Raw genomic sequence first — 6,724 nt, 5'->3', positions numbered from 1 at the left:
ATGAAGGAACTTACTTATAAGAGAGGAGAAGAAACGTTTAGCGCATTTTATATTAGTGTGCCTGAATTAAAAAGTTTAGTAGTTCTTACAGTAAACGAGAATAATATTAAAAGTGCATCAAATTTATTGGGAAATCTTATAGTATTAATGACCTTTATAATGCTTATAGTAATGGTACCTTTATGTTACATATTTATTAGAAAGATTCTGAGGCCTATGGAGGTCCTAGTGAAAAATACAGTGGAAATTTCAAAAGGAAATCTTGCAGTTGTTAATGAAATAAAAAGTAATGATGAGATTGGTAAACTGTCACGAAGTTTTAATTTTATGACGGAGAATATTAAATCTTTAGTATTTGACGTAAAGAAGGTAACTGAAGAACTTCTACATATTAATAAGGTTACAGGGACGACTCAACATAATATAGTTGCAGGCATGGAGATAATTACAGAAAATACTCAGTTGGTATCAGAGGATACTGATAAGTTAAACAATGTGATCGATTTAAGCGTAAGTTCCTTTGAAGCTATAACTAAAAAGGTCCAAAGCATAAAGGTACAATCTACAGATATGTATTTAAAAGCTGAAAATATTAAGAATATTAACAATATTAATATAAGTACAGTAACTAGCTTAAAATATATAAATATGGAAAGTACAGATAAATTAAATGGAGTAAATACATCTTTCAAGGAATTATATGCGGATTTAATGGGGATTAAAGATATAGTGGATGTTGTAAACAACATATCTAAAAGAACTCATATATTGTCATTAAATGCATCTATAGAAGCAGCTAGTGCAGGGAAATATGGGGCAGGTTTTAGCGTGGTAGCTAGAGAAATTAGGAATTTATCAGAGGGCATAGGAGAGCAAATGTGCAAAATACAGGATATAGTTAGTAGTGTTAATAACAATATGTTCAAAACTGAAACAAGCATAGATGAAGTAAATAGGGTTTTTAATGAGCAAGATAGTGCTATAAATGATACTATTGGAAGTTATCAGAAGGCATTGAGTTCTACAGAGGATATTGTTTCCTCTATTGGACAGATAGATCTTAGCATTGACACATTAAATAATGAAAATAGCAACGTTATAAATACACTTAAAGAGGTAAATATTATTTGCTCAGAGTTCACAAATTCTGTAAATCAAATAGGCTCCGTAATTGAAAATCAATATATTGAAACAGTGAATATGGACAAACTAGTACAACAACTAGAAAATTCAACTAATGATCTTAGAGAAAAAATGAATAAATTTAGTTTTTAAAAATTTATTCAAATGCCACTTGCCATGTGGGTGGCACCGTCCCCTTCATATTTATACTCGATGTTTTCCACTTTTTGTGAGATAATCATTATATAAATTGAAAGGACATGGTGCCAACTATGATTAATAGAATTTTTTGCGAAAAATACATTATACTTATTGCTATTATTATTTTTTTAGTTTTCTTTTCGTATTTTGAAAATAATAATATAGTAGTTTCCAAGTATAATATAAAGAGTAGCATGCTTCCAAAAGCTTTTGATAATTTTAAAATAGTTCAAATTTCAGATTTACATAGTAAAGTTTTTTATAAAGATAATAACACTCTAACAAATAAAATAAAATCACAAAATCCAGATATTATAGTTATTACAGGAGATTTAGTAGATAGACGAAGATATAATGAAGAAAATGTACTGTCATTCATTGATAAAATAAAATCCATAGCACCAATATATTATGTTAATGGAAACCATGAGGGCTGGTCTGGAAAATTTGCATCTTTAGAAAAAAAACTTAAGGTAAAGGGAGTAGTCGTTTTAAGGAATGAATCTATTGCATACGAAAAGAATAGTGAAAAAATCCTCGTTTTGGGAGTAGATGACCCTGCTTTTAATACCTCTGGTTCTTCTGAAAATTATAAGAATGAAGATATAATGAAAAGTGAATTGCTTCGCGTTAATAATGAAAAGTATTTTAAAATATTACTTTCCCACAGACCTGAATTTTTTGACCTTTATGTTAATAATAATATAGATGTTGCTTTTACTGGCCATGCTCATGGTGGGCAAGTTATTATTCCTTTTGTAGGTGGAATACTTTCACCAAATCAAGGTTTTTGGCCAAAGTATTATAAAGGTATACACAGAAAGAATAATACCACTATGGTAATAAGCAGAGGACTTGGCAATAGTACTTTTCCTCAAAGAATATTCAATAGACCAGAAATAGTAACTGTAACATTAAATGTAGACCTGAACTGAAAAATTGAAGTTTTTATTATTTTTTACATTGACAATATATTGGTAATATCATAATATATACATATACAGTGAGTGTACCTAACAAATGTTAGTGGTACAGGGAACTTTCCTACACGTAGATAAGTCTACGGAGTCACTTCTAAAGTGATTTCGTGGAATTTTTTTGCTTTTTATTAATATATTTGGGGGAGGGAATTGGGGTATGAATTTTATAATAAGACCAGTAAAACTTGAAGATGCAGTATTTATAAATGAGATACGGCGGCAAGATGGAGTTAGAGAAAATATATTGGGTATAACTAGTGATAGAGTTGAAAGAACACAATGCTTTATAAATGGGCTTACAGAAAATGACCATATGCTAGTAGGAGAGGTAGAAGAAGATGGGGGTAAGAGAGTAGTCGGAGTTGCTAGTCTATCAGTAAATAGATCAAATAGACTAAGGCATTCTGGCAGCGTTGTAATAATGATAAATAGAGAATACCAGTGTAGGGGAATAGGTAAAGCTCTAATGAGAAATTTAATTGATATAGGCGATAATTGGTTGATGCTTGTAAGAATAGAACTCGGAGTTTTCACAGATAATGAAAAAGCAATAAATTTATATAAATCTTTAGGTTTTGAGATAGAAGGCATTAAAAAATATGCAATAATTAGAAATGGGAAATATGACGACGAATACTTAATGGCAAGGTACAATGTAAAACCTATACATTAATATGGAAGTGGGATGATAATAATATGGGAGCACTGGTTTTACTTAGTGATTTTACTGAAAACGATAACATGGATTTAAAAGTAAAAACGAGAGAAATATTTTTAGATAAAAAATATACTTTAAGCTTTATACCTTCAATGACTGATAGAGAACTAAAACATTTTGAGAAAACAAAAATTGAGTTAAGAGAATATGGAAATTTTGAATTTATCTATTTTGATATAGATGACTTTTGTAATATAGATAAAATAGAAAATATATTTAAATCAGATGTGATCTACCTAGCCTGTGGGAATACCTATTATTTTTTGAATAATCTAAAAAAAAGGTATTTTATAACTAGACTTAGAAGGTATGTTGAAAATGGGGGTCATATTATAGGGGTAGGTGCAGGTGCAATACTTATGTCAAAAGACATATCAACTGCACAATTTAGTGATGAGGATATAGTTGGTTTATCAGATTTATCATCTTTAGCACTAGTTGATTTTGACTTTATACCGCATTGGAATGAAGATAGCAATTATTTGTATGATTTAAAAGAATATTCTAAATATACGGGCAACACGGTTTATGCATGTAATGATGGGGATGGAATAGTAGTAATGAATGATCGATTACACTTTTATGGGAATATAAAAATGATAAAAGAGGGAGAAATAAGGCAAGTTGTTAAATAGTTGCATTAGCAAGTCTTGCTTTATTAAATTTAGCCTTGTTCTTCTTAAATACTTGATGCATCTCTAGTATTTCTAGTGAAATATAAGTATATTTAAGGAATATAGTAGCTGTAATGAAGGATATTATATCTGATACTGGATAAGCAATCCATGCCCCTAGCACACCCATGTCCAGACCGATTACAAGAGAATACACTAGTGGGATAAATATTATTAGCTGCCTGTAAATAGATAACTTGAAAGAGGCTTTAACTCTATTTATAGCTTGGTAATAAGAGATTGCTAAATAATATATTCCAAGGCATGGGAATACAGCTATAATTATTCTAAAAGCTTTTGCTGTTTGTTCTATAATAGCGCTATCATTTATAAATATTCCTATAAGTCCTTCGGCAAAAATCATAAATACTGCCCACAATATAGTTGAGCTTACAGATACTGCAATTATAGATATTTTGACAACTTCTTTTAATCTTGTATAATTTCCAGCACCATAGTTATAGGCAGCTATAGGTTGCATAGCTGAGCTTATACCCATAATCGTCATAAATAAAAACATTGAAACCCTTGTAGTTAATCCAACTGTTACTATAGCCAAATCCCCGCCATAGGAGGATAGTAAATTGTTTAAGATAGCAGCGACTACTGCATCTGATATCTCTATTATAAAGGTTGAAAATCCAACGTATATTATTCCAATTGACACTGCTTTATTAAGGGTCAATTTAATGGAAAATTTTAAAACATTCTTTATTTTCATAAATACAGTTAGAACATATATAAAAGATATTATCTGAGATAATACTGTTGCGATAGCAGCTCCTTTTACACCAAAATGAAATATATTTACTAGGTAATAATCTATAAGTACATTGCAAATTGCTCCAATAGAGGTGCCTATTAAAACTATTTTAGTGTTTCCAAAAGCAGTTATAATATAGGAGGCAATTACAGTAAAGGATTGAAACAAAGTGCCCAGTAATATTATACTCACATAATCTTTTGCTAGCGGAAATATATTTTCTGAAGCACCTAAACCAATTATGATTTTATTCCTAAAAATAAAAATACTAATCCCAGTTACCGAAGCTATTATAAACATTAGAACTATAGCATTAGGTATTATAATTCTTAAGTTTTCAAAATCTTCGTCTCCACAGCTTCTTGCAACTGAGGTAGAGGCACCAATAGCTATAAGCATAGATATTGCTACAAATAATCTTTGAATTGGAAAGGCTATGGTTAAAGCACCGATAGCATTAGCTCCTATTGCTTGCCCTAAAAACATAGAATCCACCATGTTGTACATTTCAACTACCATTAATGAAATTACTGCTGGTACGGAAAATTTTAATAATAGCTTTCCAATTTTCTCCTCACCAAACATCTTATTGCTTTCTGTCATGTTACCCATTGTCATGAAATCCACTTCTCCTTAAAATTTTTCTTTCTATAGTATTATTTTAAGACATTATGAATATTTTAGCATTCACACAGTTGCTAAATATAAAGTACAAAGTTGCTAACATGTGATAATAGATAATGCTTAAATAACAAAAAAACACCTTAAAATAGGTGTTTTTGTACTTTTTGAAGAACTATTAAGGTAGAACCATAACCCTCTATCTTTATTATATTATTATAAACTGCAGTTTTTTTAGCATAAGATAAAGAAATATTAGGTGTAGAAATCTTAGTTAAAATTTTCCATTCATCAAAACTAAGCCTATTGGGTTTACCCATGCGTAGCCAGATATCGTAGGCTGAGCCGACCTTTTCTCCAATTTCATATTTAATAACTTTATAGTCGTGAACTAAATTTTTAATGGATAAGGATATCTTTCTCTCAGTAATATTTTTAATACCCTTACCTTTAGATAAATCCTCTAGTTTAATTAGGGTATTAAGCTCATCACTGTAACTGTAAAGTAAGACCTGAAGATCATCATCTTGCCTTGTAATAATGTATCCATCGCCATGGTCTATAACCTCATTTCCTAGTTTTGACAATAAATAATAAGCATAGTAGGAAACTTTTTTTATTCCGTTTAATGTAATTAAACCAGGAGAGCCAAAAAATAATTCATTATTTAAAATTGAGTTTTCTTCCACAGTATCAAAAGCAGTCAGAGTAAGCAGGCTATTTTTATTATTAATAAAATTATGAATAATATATGGAAGCATATAGGAAGAATCAAAAATTGTATTTATTGCTTTTGGAACATTAAAAGGTTCCTCTATTAAATTCTGCAATTCGTATTTTTCGAAAATTTCCCGCGTAATATGTATATACTCTAAAGATAGATCTTTAGAGGCTTGGAATTTCCATAACCTTACTACCTCTATTCCATATATATCAGCAAAATACAGTATAAAGCTCTCTAAAAGCTTTATGAAAGAACTTTTATCTTCAAAAGTCTGGTTCAAAATTATTAATGGTACAAGGGATATATCCATTAAAAATTCGAGTAGTTTATCAACTTCATTCCAATTTAAAAATCTTGCATTTTCATTGAAATATATTTTCATTTCTTTTCCAAATAAGTTTTGAATTATACCATTTTTAAAGCCTATAGCTTCTTGAATAGCCCTCAAATAGCCCTGTTCCCCTGCTTTAATAAGTTCCTTTGCTTGTCCTAAATTTATTTTTTCCTTCCATATATGTTGTAATTCTGTACTTGGAAGTGAAAAGTCTGTTTGAAGCTTTATAATTCTATTTGTATAGTTAAATCTATCATAGTCTTCCAAATAATAAGATAAGTACTGCAGTCCTTCAGATAAATCATGTGTTTGTATTTTTTTAAAGCTATCAAATTTTTCATCAGGTATATAATATTTTTTTCTGAATTGTAAAGGGGTACACTTATAGTGTTCCTTAAAGCTCTTATTATAATATCTAGTATGAGAAAAACCAACATCCATAGAAATATCTGATATAGTTTTGTCTGTATCTAATAACAATTTAATAGATTCATCTACTCGTACAATATTTACGAGTTCACTAAAATTTGTTCCAGCCATATCCTTAATTTGATGAGATAAATAATAAGAACTTAAATATTCCTCCT

6 protein-coding genes are annotated in these 6,724 nt (G+C 29.6%); 4 read left to right on the top strand and 2 right to left on the bottom strand.

The genetic code is table 11. The annotated features are described in order from the left end of the window. From JJE11_RS11945 to JJE11_RS11930, 4 genes are all read left to right on the top strand, one after another. A partial coding sequence (locus tag JJE11_RS11945; RefSeq protein ID WP_291635877.1) for a methyl-accepting chemotaxis protein occupies positions 1-1,275 on the top strand: 1,275 nt, incomplete at its 5' end. Between the two features lie 119 nt (positions 1,276-1,394). Then, positions 1,395-2,258: a metallophosphoesterase gene (locus tag JJE11_RS11940; protein WP_291635875.1), complete on the top strand. Its 864-nt coding sequence runs from the start codon at positions 1,395-1,397 to the stop codon at positions 2,256-2,258. Positions 2,259-2,460: 202 nt separating this feature from the next. After that, positions 2,461-2,976, top strand: a complete 516-nt coding sequence (locus JJE11_RS11935) for a GNAT family N-acetyltransferase (protein ID WP_291635873.1) — start codon at positions 2,461-2,463, stop codon at positions 2,974-2,976. Positions 2,977-2,999: 23 nt separating this feature from the next. Continuing rightward, positions 3,000-3,656, top strand: coding sequence for a Type 1 glutamine amidotransferase-like domain-containing protein (locus tag JJE11_RS11930; protein ID WP_291635871.1), 657 nt, complete (start codon positions 3,000-3,002; stop codon positions 3,654-3,656). On the opposite strand, the gene JJE11_RS11925 is transcribed toward JJE11_RS11930, so the two are convergent. Continuing rightward, on the bottom strand, positions 3,649-5,076 hold the full coding sequence (locus JJE11_RS11925; RefSeq protein WP_291635868.1) for an MATE family efflux transporter: 1,428 nt from the start codon (positions 5,074-5,076) through the stop codon (positions 3,649-3,651). The two genes, JJE11_RS11930 and JJE11_RS11925, sit on opposite strands and share 8 nt — an antisense overlap. Before the next feature lie 146 nt (positions 5,077-5,222). Then, the coding region (locus JJE11_RS11920; RefSeq protein ID WP_291635866.1) for a helix-turn-helix domain-containing protein at positions 5,223-6,724 on the bottom strand (1,502 nt) is incomplete at its 5' end.

This window comes from Clostridium sp. (genome assembly GCF_016650095.1).
Taxonomy (GTDB): domain Bacteria; phylum Bacillota; class Clostridia; order Clostridiales; family Clostridiaceae; genus Clostridium_AD.
The sequence above is the reverse complement of the archived record's forward strand: the minus strand, read 5'-3'. Positions and strand labels throughout refer to the sequence as shown.

What these genes read in the sequence shown, in the direction of transcription:
- JJE11_RS11940 (WP_291635875.1), top strand. Translation starts at nt 1,395, where the DNA reads ATGATTAATAGAATTTTTTGCGAAAAATACATTATACTTATTGCTATT.
- JJE11_RS11925 (WP_291635868.1), bottom strand. Translation starts at nt 5,076, where the DNA reads ATGACAATGGGTAACATGACAGAAAGCAATAAGATGTTTGGTGAGGAG.
- JJE11_RS11930 (WP_291635871.1), top strand. Translation starts at nt 3,000, where the DNA reads ATGGGAGCACTGGTTTTACTTAGTGATTTTACTGAAAACGATAACATG.
- JJE11_RS11935 (WP_291635873.1), top strand. Translation starts at nt 2,461, where the DNA reads ATGAATTTTATAATAAGACCAGTAAAACTTGAAGATGCAGTATTTATA.